Source organism: Marinicella rhabdoformis (assembly GCF_009671245.1).
GTDB classification, from domain to species: Bacteria; Pseudomonadota; Gammaproteobacteria; order Xanthomonadales; family Marinicellaceae; genus Marinicella; species Marinicella rhabdoformis.
The window spans coordinates 255,738-271,410 of record NZ_VTFS01000004.1 but is presented as its reverse complement, the minus strand read 5'-3'; the positions used below and the strand labels follow the sequence as shown (position 1 = coordinate 271,410).

The following is a 15,673-nucleotide window of genomic DNA, read 5'->3' as shown; positions in this document are numbered from 1 at the left end:
GGTGTACAAAAAACTGCGGAAGTATGAGCAGTAAAAAACTTAACAAGCGCCTGCAATCTGACCTCCGGCCAATGGCGCCTTTTGTGCAAAAAACCGCACAAAAGGCGCCATTGGCCTCCGGCAGTTGAGGCGGGCGTTAGCCACATCTACTTATGAAGAGCATATTGGGAATATTGGTTCTAGTGGTAGTCTTGGGTTTCGCTAGATACCCCGTCCATCCTATCGAGGGAAAAATTAGAAGCATTCGTATAGAGTTCGTTGATACGGAATTTAAAAAGCGTACCGTTTTACTTGAAGATGACTTCGCAATAAATCAGTTGAAAGAGGCCTGCGGGCGGCAGTGGTATCACATATTTCCACTTGTATCAAACGAGGGGCATCCATCGTATATACTCACAATAGTCTTCGATGACGGTACATCTAATAAGCTTTATGTAGATCAAGACGAGGTTGGTATGGCCAGCAATAAGAATTCTAAAATCTATTTGTACTTAAACGGGCACTATGGCTAACAAGTTGCTCCATTTGACGCAGCGGTCTACGCTCCATTTTGTGCATTCGCTCCGCTCATTGTTGCACAAAATTCCACTACAACCGCTGCGCAAATGAGCAAGGCGCAAAAAAACTTCAAACCAAAAAAGGCGCCCATTGGACGCCTTTTCTTTTTATTGAATCTTACGTCTTAATCTAAAAACTCAGTCCAACCATTGGTCCATGCAGTGGCTTGGTTTTTGAATGCACCTATGTAAGTCACTTTGTCAAAGAAAGGACCCCATTTTTCAGCATCCATCATCATGGCGGCAGGAGAATCTGCTGTAGGGTAAATACCCATCAACATAGGGTCTGCAACCATGTTACCAGGTTGTGCTTCGAAGAAAGATTGTACAGTGAATGCATCACCGTCTTCTTCTTCAAAATTCACATCACAACTGATGGTGGTGTTTTCCATAGTCAAAGTACCGGTCAATGCTTGTGGTGTACCTGCGGCATCAAAAGTGGCACCTGAGTCGATGTCTAAACATTTTTCAAAGCCAGTCACAATGGTGTTAGTGAAGTTGGCACCTGTACCGCGACGTAAAACCATACCTGTGGTTGTTTTGTCATCAGACGGTCCACCAATAAATGTGGCATTAGCAATCATAGGCATAGAGCGTGGTGTGGCTTCGTTGTTGCCTTCGAAGTTATCTGCTTCGATACCACGTTCTTTTACAGCAGATGCGCTTGGGTCTTGTTTAACCAAGACATACTGTAAGTTACCTTGCCAGCCGTGTGTCCAATCTAAAGAATCATCTTTGATAGAAGTTAAAACCAAGTGCTTGGCATTGGCCGTACCACCGTAAAATTCTATGCCATCATCTTCGTTGGCATGGATTTGAATGTAGTCCAAAACAGTACCAGAACCGGCACCTTGAACAGCCAAACCATTCAACTCGTCTTCGTCATTGATTCTGTAACCACCGAACTGGATGCGAACGTACTTAATTACGCCACTTGAATCAGTAGGGTCGTCACCACCGTATAAGCCAGATCCACCTTCACCAACAGCTTCACACTGTCCAAACGGCACTGAATCATCACAGATATTCAATGGTGCACGACCAGAAATCACCAAACCACCCCAGTTACCGGCGCCAGCTTCTGGAGCTGATGCGTTGTAAGGGCCTGTGAAAACGATAGGCGCTTTGGCTGTGCCTTCAGCGAAGATTTTAGAACCGCGTTGTACAGCCAAGAAATCGTTACCTGAAACGCCCAATACACGTGTACCTGGCTCAATGGTCAAGTTACCTGTTGTGCCGCCATCTTCACCGACGAATACACCACCGTTCAATACCCAGTTGGTGTCGTTGGTTAATGTTTTGTCGCCAGTCAAAGTACCCTGAATAACACAGGTTTTAGGCTGTTGAGCCGCTGTCGCAAATGAAGGACAAGATGTGAAAGTTGTTTGGTAAGGGCAAGCTGAAATGTCACGGGCATAGCCTGTGATTTCATCAAAAGGTGTCAAGTCAAAGTTTGAAGTGCTTTGACCAACAAAAGTGCTGTCGATGCCGCTGATGTCAACAGAGATGCTGCGACAGTTGTTCACTTCCATGGTCATGGTGCCAAAAGAAGCCACGTCACGAGATGAAGCGCCATCAAAAGAACCTCCGGTGACTGACAACAAATCAAAGTTCAAAGTTGATTCGCCTGCTTGTACATCTAAATCTTGACCCACAACCCAAAATGGATTGCCATTGTCGTCATATACATAGCCCGATACAAAGAAAGAACCTTTTTCAGGTCCAACTTTCATGTAATCCAATGACCAACCTTGACCACCGTCAATATCAGTTCTGTACCATTGGCCTTCAAACAATGCGTCAACATTGATCGCTTGCGCAGTCGATGCTGCGAATAATCCGCCCAAAACAGCGGCTTTAATGGGTGTCATTTTCATGTCAATAACCTCAGTGATAAATCAAATAAAACGCCCATGTTAGGAACTGACTGTGTCAAATGTGTGACTCATTCATGAAGATTGTGTGACAGTGAATACCTCTATTCATTATATATAGCAAGGGGTTTTAATTTTTACGAAAATGTTTCAAAGGTCACTGAATTGTCACATTCGCTTCATAGAATTGGCTCAAATTTTATGAAAATGATTCCATCATGACTTTATTAAACCAATCCCAAAGAACTGTAAAAGGCAAAGTATTGAAAATGTCTTTGCTGGCTCTGATGTCAGTCAGTTCAACTGCATCTGTGGCTGACAGCAGTGCCCAAAAAAATGACGAACAGATGATTCAAAACTTGATCGAATTGCGTGGACAAGTTGAAGATTTACAAGCTGAATTGCAAATCATGAAAGCTGAGCACACACAATCCATGACGTACTTGAATACACGAAAAACAGAACTGGAAGCCAACTTAGACAGGAAGCAGTTGCAAAGCAAGCAGTCGCAAGCAGAGCTGGTGAAGCTGCAAGAAAAAATCAAATCCTTGGGTGCAGATTCTGAACAAATGATTCCAGATGTGGTGGCCTATGCTGCCAGTATCAAACAAGGGATTGAATTCGGTATTCCATTTAAGGTTTTGGAAAGGACGTCGGTTGTTGAAGGTATTGAACGTGATTTAGAAGGCAGAAAAATCACATCACAACACGCCATCAACCGCTTGTGGGCTTTTTTAGAAGATGAAATGCGTTTGGCCAAAGAGAATGCCATTTACTCACAAACGGTACAGTTGAATGGCAAAAATGTATTGGTTGATGTGGCGAAATTAGGCACGGTGATGATGTATTTCAAAACCCGTGACAATATATACGGTCAAGCGGTGCGTCAAGGACAGGGCTGGACGTTCAATGTGTTTGATAACGCCTCTGATGCAGAAGCTGTTGCAGTTTTATTCGATTCATTGAAAAAGCAAATCAGACAAGGCTTGTTTACTTTGCCTTTAGATTTAAAAACAACAAACGTGCAGTCGCAAAGTTGATAGGAGATCATCATGAAAAAATTCATTATCATTATATTGTTGACCCTGAGTTTGACGACTTGGGCACAGGACGACACGAATGAGGAGGCGGCTGCTGCGGCAGCAGTTCAAGCACCACCCATTCCACAGGCTGACGAAGCCAAATCTCAAGCTGATATTCAACTGGCATATAAAAAAGAGTATGCGTTCTTGAGCGGTCAGGTTGCGAATATTCAAAAGCGAATCAAAGCGTATGGTTCAGAAGTCAAAATAGAAAAAAGACAAATTGAAGCAGAAATTTCATCTTTAGAAAATCAATTGTTAAACGCTGAAACTGAAGCTTCAGCTTTAGAAGATGAAATTTATGAGATTCAAAGAAACTCAGAGTCAGCTCAAGACAACCAAGGCTTAATGGATTCAACCATCATTCAAGCATCTTCAACCATGACCGAGTATGGTTTTGAAGGTTTTGATGACAACAACAGAGAAAATTCAAACAGATTGGCAGACTTAGAGAAAATGGCTGAGTTGATTAATCAAGCCAATGCTTTGATTAAAAAACAAGCCACCATCACCAAAAGCAAAGGCGAGTTTTTTCTCCCCAATGGTACCAAAGTCAAGGGTGATATCTTGAATGTCGGACAAGTGGCATCCTACGGTCACAGTGCACAAGGTGGCGGCGTTTTGGCACCGGCTGGTGAAAACCAATTCAAGGTTTGGGCTGACAATGACCAAGCATTGAATGCAGATGTTTTCAATGGAAGTTCAGCGGGTATGCTGCCCATATTTTTATACGAATCTTCAATCAAAGCGATAGAAGAAAAACAAGGAAAGACAGTTTTATCAGTGATTAACTCAGGGGGTATGATCGCTTGGATCATCACCGTTTTGGGTTTGTTTGCGCTGTTGTTGATCATCATGCGCATAGGTTTCTTGAAAAGTGCTTCGGCGAGTACCGAAAAATTATTGGCTCATGTGGTTGAAAAAATCAAAGCGGGTGACCTTAAAGCGGCCATCACATACGCCGGCTCAAAATCTTCATCTTCGGCACGTGTCCTGTTGTCGGCTTTGCGCAACTTGAACCGTGATCGTGACCATTTGGAAGACATCATTTCAGAATCTATATTGCATGAATCAGCACAATTGAATCGCTTTGGTTCATTGATCATGGTGGTGGCGACTGTGGCGCCATTATTGGGGCTTTTGGGTACCGTTACAGGCATGATATCGACTTTTGACATCATTACAGAGTTTGGTACGGGTGATCCGAAATTGTTGTCCAGTGGCATTTCTATTGCCTTGGTAACCACCGAAGTCGGTTTGGCTGTGGCGATTCCTGCCTTGATGTTTGGCAACATTTTGTCCGGCTGGGCAGAGCGCATCAAGGATGACATGGAAAAAGCGGCTTTGCGTGCCATCAATGTCTATCAAAAAGTAGCCGAGTAACTTGTTATGAATGTGTTTCAAGATGTTTGGGGGTATTTGGAATCGGGTGGTTATGTGATGCCGCCCTTGTTCATCATTACCGTGGTGTTGTGGTGGACTTTGGGTTACCGAATGATGTCGTTGCAGCGCGGTACGGTTCGTGGCACCAGAAACTTGGTTTACCGATACATGCATGGCAAATTACCATCAAAAAGCAATGGCGTATTGGTGCGTGCATTGTCCAAAGGTATGGCATTGCGCAAAGAGAATTTGCCGCATTTGCGAAGACATTTAGATGATGCTTTTGTTGATGAAGACCGAGAAATCAGAAAATACAAAGTGTTAATCACCACCTTGGTTTTGGTGGCTCCTTTGCTGGGCTTATTGGGTACGGTATCGGGCATGATTGAAACCTTCGATTCATTGGGTGACATGTCTTTATTTTCACAATCAGGTGGCATTGCAGGTGGCATTTCACAGGCATTAATTACGACGCAGATGGGTCTGGCAGTATCTATTCCAGGCTTGATTGTGAATGGCATTTTGGACAAAAAACAGAAACAACTTGAAATTGACTTGGCGCAATTGAAAGACTTTTTATGCAGCCCAATTCCGGGTTTGGAGGCGTAACATGCGTTACAGAGAAAGCAAAGAAACGGTACAAGATTTGAACATATCACCTTTGATAGACATGGTGTTTATTCTGCTGATTTTCTTTATGGTCAGCACCACTTTCGTCAAAGACATGAAGCTGGAATTGGATCGCCCATCGGCATCAAGTGCCACAACAGCTTCTACCAAAGCAATCCGTTTGTACATTGACAACGCCGGTGAGGTTTATATGGATGGGGAAAGCATTCGAATTTGGGTGATTCAATCACGATTGCGTGATTTATTAAAAACCAAAACCCAGAAATCTGTTTTGGTGGTAACTGATGAAAATGTGCCCTCAGGTAAGTTGGTTGAAGTGGTGGATCAAGCACGATTGGCCGGCGCTTCTGATGTCGGTGTGGCCACTGAAAAAGAAGTTGGGGCTGGTTGATGAACACAGCAATAAGTAGGACCCAAAATATCAAGAAAAACGCGGTGGCTTTTGGTTCTATGGTGTTTGGTACGGTTTTGGTTTTGGGCACGTTGATATTGATCAATGACTCCAAAGAGCACATGGAGGCGGTGAAAAACGGTCAAGGCGTGAACATCAAAATTCAGCGCCAGAAACCCAAAGCGAAGCAAGAAGTGAAACGCGTCAAGCCCAAGCCAAAACCTAAACGCACACGTTCTGCACCGCCTGCACCGGTTTTGGGGCTAAACAGTCAGTTGTCGGGTTTGGATTTGGGTTTGCCAGACTTTTCTATGGACGGTTTGAATGGTCTTGATGGTGATTTGTTGGGTTCAGCTGCCGGTGTGGTGATGACCGATGACACCGTGGATCAAGCCGTCAAAGCCGTGGTGCAGACACCCATGATGTATCCGCCGCGTGCACGTGCCAAGGGTATTGAAGGCTATGTGGTGTTCTCGTTGTTGATAGGTATTACGGGTGAAATTGAACAAATTAAAATCATTGAATCGCACCCAGAAGGTGTTTTTGATGAAGTGGCAACACAAGGTGTCAACGCTTGGAAATTTGAACCTGCCCAATACCAAGGCCAATCGGTGAAGTCTTGGGCCAAACAGCGCATTCGCTTTGATTTGAGTTAAGCATGAAAAAATTAGGATTATTATTGTACCTGTTATTATGTGTAATCACAGCACAAGCAGCTGAAGAAAGTGTTTCAGATGTGGATTATTTAGAACTGGCCTCTTTGATGCTCAAAGACGGTAATTTAGACCGTGCAACTCAGGCACTTTCCCAGGTGGATTTAAGCGAAGAGGGGATCAATGTTCAAAGGTTTTATGTGCTGACAGGTTTGTTGTCGGTTAGACAGGCCAAGCATCAGGAAGCGATCGATGCGTTCACACAGGCCAAACAAGCTGGCCCCGTGGATTCAGTTATCAATGTGTATTTGGCTCAAGCGGCTTATTCGATTCAAAATTACGCTTTGGTGATTGAATCTTTGGACAGTGCCGGTACAGCAGTGGAACGCATTCCTTCGGTTTATCATATGCGTGCACAAAGCCATTGGTTAATGAAGCAGCACGCCATGGCTTTGGCGGTGATGGACCAAGCCAGCCTGGTGTTTCCGGAAGAGTCAGGCTTTATGCGTCGCAAGATTTTTTACTTGATCGAATTGGGCATGAACAGCACAGCTGCAGAATTGGGCGCTGATTATCTGACTCGATACAATGCAGAAGCCAGTGATTATGTGGCGATTGGGAATGCTTTGCGCCAATCAGATAAGGGTACGGGTGACCTCAATATGGCACTTCAGTTCCTAGAAAAAGCCCGATTGATGTTCCCACAAAATGCTGATGTCGCCAAATCTTTGGCAGCTGCTTATATTAAAAATGAAGCCTATCATTCAGCAGCAAAAATTGTTCATGATTTGGCTCTCACTGACAATGGTTTGATCAGTGAAGCTGCAGAATTGTACCGTCGGGCAGGACAATTATTTATGGCATTGACGCTCAATGGATTGATCGAAGATCAGGAACAGAAGTTGACCCAACGTTTGGCTTTGTTGATTGAATTGGAAAATTTCGAGCAAGCAGCCGCCATGGAACAGGATATTCTGAGGGTACGAATCGACCAAGATGAAAACATCAAGTATGCCTTGGCTTATGCCTTGTTTAAGGTTGGTAATTACCGACAATCAGAACATTATTTGGGACAAATTACCGACACACAATTGTTCCAAAAAACCGTAGAAATCAGAAAAATTATCGCAGATTGCGAAGCAGAAAGCTGGCGTTGTTAACAACGCTTCGAGGTCATTATGAAACCCTTAACTTTAATATTATGCCTTTTGCTTTTGGCATTAAATACCCAAGTTCATGCAGAAAAAGAGCCCAATGCACAAGTCACCTTTTATGTGTTTTTAACAGGTGGGCCTTTAAGTCACATCGACGTGTATGGAGGTGGAAAAATTTTAGGTCAAACCGATGCTTTTGGCCGAGTACAATTGTCATTGCCCGCGGGTGCTCATGCTTTGGTGATGCAGTCTGAAGGTGACTTTGTCTATCAACATGACATCACATTAAGAGCCAATGAAATTGTTCAAGTGTTGGTGGATTTCAAAGTCAAAGGCGAGGAGCCCTTGGTGGACACAGAATCTTCGATAGACCAAGAATCGGTGTCCCCAGCTCCAGAAATGACAGAGGAAAAAGAAGCTGTAGTGGTAGATTTTTTTGGACAAATCACCTCCGCAGAAGGGCAAAAGGGCATCAAAGGTGCAAAGGTTTTCATCAGTGGTTTGTCCGATCACCTGGTGACTGATGAGCAAGGTAAATTCAAAACTCGCTTGAATGCAGGCACTTTTAATATTTCTGTTTTGCATGCGCATTTCAACAGCCAGATCAAAAACAATGTGGCACTGACTGAAGCGGCTAATGTGCTGAATATCGAATTGACGCCTGCGGGTTCTGAATTGCCAGAATTTGTCGTGGTTGAGCCTTATATTGAAGGTTCATTGGCATCGGTTTTGGAAGAACGTCGTTCAAATAACTCGGTCGCCAATTACCTGAGTATGGAACAAATATCCAAGTCAGGTGACTCAGATGCGGCAGGCGCTTTGAAGCGGGTAACGGGTTTGACTTTGGTGGACGGTAAATTTATTTTTATTCGCGGTTTGGGTGAACGTTATTCCAGCACCTTGTTAAATGGTGCCAACATGCCCAGTCCAGATCCAACACGCCGTGTGGTGCCATTGGATTTATTTCCTACAGGCATCATCCAAAGTATTGAAGTACAAAAGGGTTACAACGCGTCATTGCCAGCTGAGTTTGGCGGTGGTTCGGTGATCTTAGAAACCATCAAAATACCCGATGATAATTTTCTCGGCATGGGCTTGTCTTATGGTAACAACACACAAACCAGTGGCAAAGATGGATTGAAGGGCAACAAAGGCGGTAAAGATTGGACTGGCTTTGATGACGGTTCTCGTCGCATGCCAAGGGCTTTGCTTGATGCCACCGAAGGAGATACAGAGCTCAGGCCATCTAACCCGTTTTTTGCAGGTGGTTATGCACCTGAGGAGTTGGAGGCCATCGGTGAGTCATTGCACAGTGATTACGATTTGCGATACAGCACCATCGACCCGAACCTTGGTTTGGATGTTGCTGGCGGAATGCGTTTTGACCTTGATTCTGGTGTGGTTTTAGGTTTTTCATCGGCGTTGGAATATGGCAGTGACTACCAAACCAGAGAAGAGCTTAGGCGCTCATATGTGGCGTCAGGTGATGAGTTGATATTAGATGCCGAAGAATTGTCTGACACCACCAAACGCAACATCAATGCTTCGTTGTTCACCACCCTGGGTGCTGAGCTGAGCGAGCAGCACATGGTTTCGGCCAACTTGATGTGGTTGCGCAGCACGGAAAATTTTAATGAAATAGCCGAAGGTTTCAATGAAGATTTGGGTAATTCCCGTCGGATTTATGAATTACGCTGGACTGAACGTGATTTGGAATCGTTTCAGTTTGCGGGAGAGCACACTTATCCTGTGTTGAATGATTTGAAACTTGATTGGCAATACACCGATTCAACGGCCAATTTTGATGAACCAGACAACCGCATTTACCGATATGATCAACGTGACGAAGGTGATTTTGTTTTTTCAACGCGAAATGACTCAAACTCACGTGTATGGCGTGGCCTCAGTGACATGAGTAAAAACATTCGTTATGACTTGGCATGGCCTTTGAGTATTGGAAGCCACGACTTGCTGTTTAATTTTGGTCAAAACTGGGTTAACAAAGACCGTGATTCTGACATCAGGCGTTTTGTTTTTGAAGACCGTGGCAGTTTAACCAATGAGGCCAACAGCTCAGACCCTTTGAGCCAAATTTTGAATCCTGATTACATCGCCCCCAACGGATATCAATTGATTGAAGTGACGCGCTCAACTGATAACTACTTTGCTGCATTGGACATCAAAGCCAGCTATTTAAGCATCGATTATGCCTTCAAAGAAAACTTCCGCGTCACTGCGGGCGTGCGCGAAGAACGTTTTGATCAATCTGTGACGACATTCCAGTTATTTGATCCCGATGCCAGTCCTGTGGTTTCAGGCTTGAGTGACAGCGACTATTTTCCCGCCTTTTCATCGACTTTTGTTTGGAATAAGCACCAGTTCAGGTTGAACTACTCAGAAACAGCGGCCAGGCCAGACTTCAAAGAATTGTCGCCTGCACAGTTTAAAGACCCAGTTTTTAACCGCAATGTCATCGGTAATCCAGAACTTGAGGTCGGCAAGATTAAGCATTACGACCTGCGGTGGGATATGTATTTTTCAGCCGGTGAGTTTGTTTCATTAAGTTTTTTCTATAAGGAATTCATCAACCCAATCGAAATGATTATTCTACCCGGTGCTTCTGGTATCATCAGTTTTGATAATGCTGACTTTGCTGAAAACTCAGGTGTGGAACTGGAATTTTTCAAAGACTTTTCATTCATCAGTGAAGCATTGTCAGACCTTTATTTAAGCACCAACTTTGCCTATATTGATTCTGAAATCACCCTCAGTACAGACCGAGCTGGCAGCCAAACCAATAACACCAGACCATTGCAAGGACAGTCGCCTTATGTGGTTAATGTGCAAATTGGTTATGACAACAAAGAAAAGGGCATCAATGCTTCCCTGTTATTCAATGTGTTTGGTGAGCGTATTTCAGAAGCAGGCACCTCAGGTTCGCCCGATGTTTATGAGCAGCCCTTCCGTCAATTGGATTTTGTTTACAGCCAAAAATTTGCTGATCGCTGGAAAATCAGCTTCAAAGCCAAAAACCTACTTGACGATGAAGTGGAATTCCTACAAGGGGATGCCATCACACGACAATACAAAAAAGGCCGAACATTTGGCTTGGGTGTGTCTTATGACTTTTATTAAAGATAAACTTCCTTGAAACAAATAGGTATGACAGCTTAAAACATGTGATACGCTGATTCTTTTCTTGTTTGAATCTGGGTGCTCTGCTTGTGATGAAAAAAGTATTGAAATTTGGCTTGTGGTTGCTTTTTCTGCTGATTGTGGTTTCAGCAGTTTATATAATTATTCATTGGGTGCCAGACCGTTCTGTTGATGATTTGAAGGCTAAGTGGGCACAACCACCTTCGCAGTTCATATCAGTTGCTGGCATGGGTGTTCATCTTAGAGATGAAGGTCCAAGAAACGATAAAACACCGATTGTCTTATTACATGGCACCAGTGCGTCCTTACACACTTGGGATGGTTGGGTCGATGCCTTAAAGGGAGAGCGAAGGGTGATTCGGTTTGACCTACCAGGGTTTGGTCTGACCGGGCCAGATACAAAAAATGACTACACGATTGAAAATTATGCACACACCATCATGGCGGTGCTTGATCATTTGCAGGTAGAGCGCAGTATGATAGTCGGCAATTCATTGGGTGGGCATATCGCATGGTTCACGGCCTTATTGAACCCGAGTCGTTTTGATGGTTTGGTGCTGGTTGATGCCACTGGCTATCCTTTTAAACCTGAATCAGTTCCCATCGGCTTCATGATTGCTAGAATTCCCTTGTTGAATCAATTGATGGAAAATGTGTTGCCGAGAAGTATTGTTGAAAGCAGTGTCAAAAATGTCTATGCCAATCCCGATTTGGTCTCAGAGGAATTGGTGTCGCGGTATTTTGATTTGACTACTCGAGTCGGTAACAGGAAAGCACTGGCTTTTAGATTAAAACAAATGAAACCAGGAACACATGCGCATCGTATAAAAGAGTTAAAATTGCCAACGCTGATTATGTGGGGTGAGCATGACCGTTTGATTCCACCTGAAATTGGAGACCTTTTTCATCAAGACATTGTAGGCAGTCAGTTGGTGCGTTTTGAACACCTTGGGCATGTGCCTCAAGAAGAAGACCCTGCTGCAACCGTTGCGGTTTTTAAACAATTTTTGACTCAATTTGAATGAAGTGATGTTGTAAGAAGTCTTTTATTTGGTTTTGTCTTCTTTCTTTAATCGACCGGCTTTGCGTAATGCTTCACGCAACAGGTATTCAATTTCAGCATTGACACTGCGCAAATCATCAGCAGCCCATTTTTGGACTGCTGATAATATTTCCTCATTGATTCTGAGGGGGAATGATTTCTTTTTAGCCATACGATGCTATTGATTCAAAGGTTAATAGAGGCTGCCAGAATTAACCACTGGTTTGACATTTTCTTCACCACACAAGACCACCAATAAGTTACTCACCATAGCCGCTTTGCGTTCGTCATCAAGGTCAATGATTTGTTTTTCGCTTAATTGTGACAAAGCAATTTCAACCATGCCCACTGCGCCAGTAACAATCTGCGTTCGAGCGGCGACAATGGCTTGGGCTTGTTGCCTTTTCAACATTGACGCGGCAATCTCCTGTGCGTAAGCCAAATGTGAAATCCTCGCTTCAATCACTTGAACGCCGGCTTTGTCCAAACGGTCTTGCACTTCTTTTTGTAGCAGGTCGGCTATGGCTTGTGGGTCAGAGCGCAAAGTGATTTTTTCGTCATTGTGTGATTCATAAGGGTGTGCTGTGGCTAAATTCCTTAAAGCCGCTTCGGTTTGGATATGAACAAAAGATTCATAGTCGTCGACCTCAAAAATGGCTTCAGCAGTGTCCACCACTTTCCAAACCACCACAGTGGCTATTTCAATTGGGTTGCCTGCACTGTCATTGACTTTTAACTGCCCACTTTCAAAATTCCTGACACGCAAAGAGACGGCTTTTTTGGCATAAAAGGGATTGGCCCATTTCAAGCCAGGTTGGGTCACGGTACCTACGTACTTACCAAACAATTGCAGTACTTTTGATTCGTTTGGATTGACCATGAAAAAGCCAATCATCATGATGAGTATCACTGGGGCCATCAATATACACAAAACAATCAGCGGCTTGATTTGGTTTTTACCCGCATAAACCAGCAACAAGATGTCTAGTATTAATGCACCAATAAACAGTAACAGCATCGGAATGCCGGATTTGGTTTCAATTTTTTTCTCTGTGTTCATTTTTGACTCCTACAATCAAGTGATATTATTATGATATCATTATGTACCTTATTTTTCAAAATAAACAGTGAGGAAAGTCATGGTTTATAATATTGAACTGATTCAAGTTTTGGATGGTAAAAGATATGAAGTTGATGTGTTACTTAGTGATCTTGGTTTTTTTGTTACCTTTAAGGGTGCTGGCAGATGAGGAAGTTGTCGTGACAAAAGCATCTGGAGCACAACTAACAGAACAATATTGTACGGCTTGTCATGGCATCAATCGCATCACTGACAGCATGGGTTACAGCCACAAGGATTGGCAAGCATTGACCGCTAGTATGATTGATTTGAATGGCAACCCAAATCAGGCAAGCATTCTTGATTATTTGGCAAAACAATTCCCGCCCAATACGCGTCGACAACCACAACTGATTTCTGGGAACGCCCAAATCGAATTCAAAGAGTGGGTGGTGCCGACTTTAGGCCAGCGTTCACGCGACCCTGTGCAAGCTGAAAATGGCTTGATTTGGTGGGCTGGACAATGGGGTAACTTGGTTGGAAGCATTAATCCAAAAACAGGAGCAATGAAAGAATACCCCTTGCCAGCCAATGCGATGCCGCACTCTGTGACCTTAGGCCCTTCAGGTGGTGTGTGGTATACAGGTAATAAGAATGGAACGGTAGGTAAGTTAAATCCTGAAACAGGTGATATCACTGTTTATCCGATGCCAGATCAAAATGCCAAAGACCCACACACAGCGGTATTTGATGATCAAGGTATTATGTGGTTTACTTTGCAACACAGCAACAAAATTGGTCGTTTAAACCCTAAAATCGGTGAGATAAAATTAGTGGATATGCCGAGATCCGGCTCAAGGCCCTATGGCATCAAAATTGATGCAAACGGTCAACCATGGGTGGCATGTAATGGTAACAACTGTTTGGTGCAGGTTAATCCAGAAACCATGGCACTGACAGAACACCTGTTACCTGATGAAGCAACCAAAGTGAGGCGCATTGATTTTTCCAGTGATGGCATGTTGTGGTATGTTAATTCAAGCCTCGGTCGTTTGGGTCGTTTTGATCCCAAAACCAAACATGTAAAAGAATGGCCGTCACCCAGTGGTCCCAAGTCACACCCTTATGCCATTGTCGTTGTGGATGACATCATTTGGTACAACGAGTCGGGCATGCGGCCAGATGCCTTGGTGCGTTTTGATCCTCAACATGAAACTTTCCAAAGCTGGACAATACCCTCGGGATCATTTTATGCGGGGATCATCAGGCACATGCGAGCGACAAAAGAAGGAAATATTTTGATTCACCAAAGCAGCACCAACAGAATCATTGAAGTGGATATAAAAAGGAATTGAATCAAGATAACTGAGTTGATAAGTGTTTAGATAACAGATAACGACTTTGTGCTGGTGTACAATCACTCTTTTTTTGGTAAGGTTATGTCATGAAATTCAAACTCAAAACTTTGTCAGCCATGTGTCTTTTCGGCCTGACGTTTTCCGTTCAAGCAGGATCAGATTTGGCGAAACAAGCCGAAACCATCAGTAAAAAATACGTCATTGCTGATTTACATGTTGATGTGCCTTACCGTTTGAAAGAAAAGTATGAAGACGTTAGCCAAGCGACCGAAAGCGGTGACTTTGACTATCCTCGCGCTAAAAAAGGTGGACTGGATGCGCCTTTTATGTCGATTTATATCCCTGCCAGCATTGAAGCGGAAGGGGGTGACAGCACAGCCGTTGCCAATGAGTTGATTGATGGCGTTGAAAAAATGGTGGCACAATCACCAGATAAATTCGCCTTAGCGACATCGCCAACACAAGTGAAAGCCAATTTCAAAGAGGGGTTGATTTCTTTGCCTTTGGGTATGGAAAACGGTTCTCCAATTGCCGGCAGCATGGATAACTTAAAACATTTCTATGACCGTGGCATCCGATACATCACATTGTCACACTCTTTGAGTAACCACATTTCAGATTCTTCATATGATGAAAAGCGACCTGCACAAGGTTTGACTGATTTCGGTAAAAAGTTGGTCACAGCAATGAATAACATCGGCATCATGGTCGATGTGTCACACATTTCTGACCAAGCCTTTGAACACGTGATGGAAACCAGTAAAGTTCCAGTTATTGCTTCACATTCTTCGGCACGTCACTTCACGCCAGGCTTTGAACGTAACATGGGTGATGACATGATCAAAGCCATGGCAGCCAAAGGCGGTGTCATCTTTATCAACTTTGGTTCTACATTTGTTTCACAAGAATCTATTGAAAGCTTCAATGCTTATAAAGAAGCTGGCATGAAATTTCTGAAAGAAAAGGGTGTTGCGATTGACAGCGAAGAAGCCAAAGCTTTTTCTAAAGCATACCTAGAAAAAAACCCAACAAAATTCGCTACTTTAGATATTGTTTTGGATCATTTCGATCATGTGGTGAAGATTGCAGGGATTGATCATGTGGGTATCGGTTCTGACTACGATGGCGTCGGTGACTCATTGCCAACAGGTTTGAAAGACGTTTCTACCTACCCAAATTTAATTGCCGGCCTTTTGAAACGTGGCTACTCAGAGCAAGACATTGAAAAAATCATGTCAGGTAATTTATTCCGTGTATGGCAACAAGTTGAAGATTACGCCAACCAGCACCGTTCAAAATAAAACGGAACAAACGTTTAAATAAAACCCTTATC

General features: G+C 43.6%; 13 protein-coding genes. 10 read left to right on the top strand and 3 right to left on the bottom strand.

The features are described from left to right. Nucleotides 1–682 precede the first annotated feature (682 nt). Nucleotides 683–2,434: a hypothetical protein gene (locus tag FET73_RS11760; RefSeq protein WP_179952257.1), complete on the bottom strand. Its 1,752-nt coding sequence runs from the start codon at nt 2,432–2,434 to the stop codon at nt 683–685. Nucleotides 2,435–2,649: 215 nt separating this feature from the next. Between FET73_RS11760 and FET73_RS11755 the strand changes: the two genes are divergently transcribed. The 8 genes from FET73_RS11755 to FET73_RS11720 all read left to right on the top strand — a co-directional run bounded on the left by FET73_RS11755 (nt 2,650) and on the right by FET73_RS11720 (nt 11,905). Beyond that, nucleotides 2,650–3,471 carry a DUF3450 family protein gene (locus tag FET73_RS11755; RefSeq protein ID WP_154224156.1) on the top strand — a complete coding sequence of 274 codons (822 nt, stop codon included), beginning with the start codon at nt 2,650–2,652 and terminating at the stop codon, nt 3,469–3,471. A gap of 12 nt (nt 3,472–3,483) precedes the next feature. Continuing rightward, complete coding sequence (locus tag FET73_RS11750; protein ID WP_154224155.1) at nt 3,484–4,896, top strand: MotA/TolQ/ExbB proton channel family protein; 1,413 nt, start codon at nt 3,484–3,486, stop codon at nt 4,894–4,896. 6 nt (nt 4,897–4,902) lie between these two features. Further along, nucleotides 4,903–5,505, top strand: coding sequence for a MotA/TolQ/ExbB proton channel family protein (locus tag FET73_RS11745; protein WP_154224154.1), 603 nt, complete (start codon nt 4,903–4,905; stop codon nt 5,503–5,505). A gap of 1 nt (nt 5,506) precedes the next feature. Further along, nucleotides 5,507–5,917 carry an ExbD/TolR family protein gene (locus FET73_RS11740; protein WP_154224153.1) on the top strand — a complete coding sequence of 137 codons (411 nt, stop codon included), beginning with the start codon at nt 5,507–5,509 and terminating at the stop codon, nt 5,915–5,917. Beyond that, nucleotides 5,917–6,573, top strand: coding sequence for an energy transducer TonB (locus FET73_RS11735; RefSeq protein ID WP_154224152.1), 657 nt, complete (start codon nt 5,917–5,919; stop codon nt 6,571–6,573). The genes FET73_RS11740 and FET73_RS11735 overlap by 1 nt, the downstream gene beginning before the upstream one ends. Before the next feature lie 2 nt (nt 6,574–6,575). Then, on the top strand, nt 6,576–7,730 hold the full coding sequence (locus FET73_RS11730) for a tetratricopeptide repeat protein (RefSeq protein WP_154224151.1): 1,155 nt from the start codon (nt 6,576–6,578) through the stop codon (nt 7,728–7,730). An 18-nt stretch (nt 7,731–7,748) separates the two neighbouring features. Further along, a complete protein-coding gene (locus FET73_RS11725; RefSeq protein WP_154224150.1) occupies nt 7,749–10,859 on the top strand; it encodes a TonB-dependent receptor plug domain-containing protein in 3,111 nt (1,036 codons plus the stop codon). Nucleotides 10,860–10,951: 92 nt separating this feature from the next. Next, nucleotides 10,952–11,905 carry an alpha/beta fold hydrolase gene (locus FET73_RS11720; RefSeq protein WP_154224149.1) on the top strand — a complete coding sequence of 318 codons (954 nt, stop codon included), beginning with the start codon at nt 10,952–10,954 and terminating at the stop codon, nt 11,903–11,905. Between the two features lie 21 nt (nt 11,906–11,926). Here the strand turns inward: FET73_RS11720 and FET73_RS11715 are convergent, their stop codons facing one another. Both FET73_RS11715 and FET73_RS11710 read right to left on the bottom strand, forming a co-directional pair. Next, nucleotides 11,927–12,094: a type II toxin-antitoxin system antitoxin gene (locus FET73_RS11715; protein ID WP_154224148.1), complete on the bottom strand. Its 168-nt coding sequence runs from the start codon at nt 12,092–12,094 to the stop codon at nt 11,927–11,929. Nucleotides 12,095–12,115: 21 nt separating this feature from the next. Next, nucleotides 12,116–12,982, bottom strand: coding sequence for an SPFH domain-containing protein (locus tag FET73_RS11710; protein WP_154224147.1), 867 nt, complete (start codon nt 12,980–12,982; stop codon nt 12,116–12,118). Between the two features lie 200 nt (nt 12,983–13,182). Here FET73_RS11710 and FET73_RS11705 point away from each other — a divergent pair, with 200 nt between their 5' ends. Both FET73_RS11705 and FET73_RS11700 read left to right on the top strand, forming a co-directional pair. Continuing rightward, nucleotides 13,183–14,337: a Vgb family protein gene (locus FET73_RS11705; RefSeq protein WP_218944318.1), complete on the top strand. Its 1,155-nt coding sequence runs from the start codon at nt 13,183–13,185 to the stop codon at nt 14,335–14,337. An 89-nt stretch (nt 14,338–14,426) separates the two neighbouring features. Further along, the gene (locus FET73_RS11700) at nt 14,427–15,641 is read left to right on the top strand and encodes a dipeptidase (RefSeq protein ID WP_154224146.1); all 1,215 of its coding nucleotides are present in this window, start codon (nt 14,427–14,429) and stop codon (nt 15,639–15,641) included. Nucleotides 15,642–15,673 lie beyond the last annotated feature (32 nt).